The sequence below is a fragment of the Bacillus cereus group sp. BfR-BA-01382 genome (genome assembly GCF_022663475.1).
In the GTDB taxonomy this organism is placed as follows: Bacteria; Bacillota; Bacilli; order Bacillales; family Bacillaceae_G; genus Bacillus_A; species Bacillus_A thuringiensis_S.
In genome coordinates this window covers 1-394 of record NZ_JAKUFQ010000303.1, presented here as the reverse complement: position 1 = coordinate 394, position 394 = coordinate 1, and the positions used below count along the sequence as shown (strand labels likewise).

Sequence of the window (394 nt, the reverse complement as noted above, 5' to 3'; positions counted from 1 at the left end):
AATTGGCATCATATTCGGCATTTGATTATTATCCATAATTGGCATCATATTCGGCATTTGATTATTATCCATAATTGGCATCATATTCGGTGGTTGGTTGTTATCCATAATCGGCATCATATTTGGTGGTTGGTTGTTATCCATAATTGGCATTATATTTGGCATTTGAATATTTGGCGGTATGACTTGTGGAATAACTACATTTTCTTTCGATACATTTGGTGATACTATATTCCCTACGTTTTCTTTCTTCACTTGTGGTGACACTATATTCCCTACATTCTCTTTCTTCACTTGCGGCGATATTATATTCCCTACATTCTCTTTCTTCACTTGTGGTGACACTATATTCCCTACATTTTCTTTTTTCACTTGCGGTGACACTATATTCCCT

1 pseudogene is annotated in these 394 nt (G+C 35.3%); it reads right to left on the bottom strand.

Annotated features, from left to right (window positions below):
- Positions 1–394, bottom strand: a pseudogene (locus MR160_RS34045) (peptigoglycan-binding protein LysM); the annotation flags it as partial.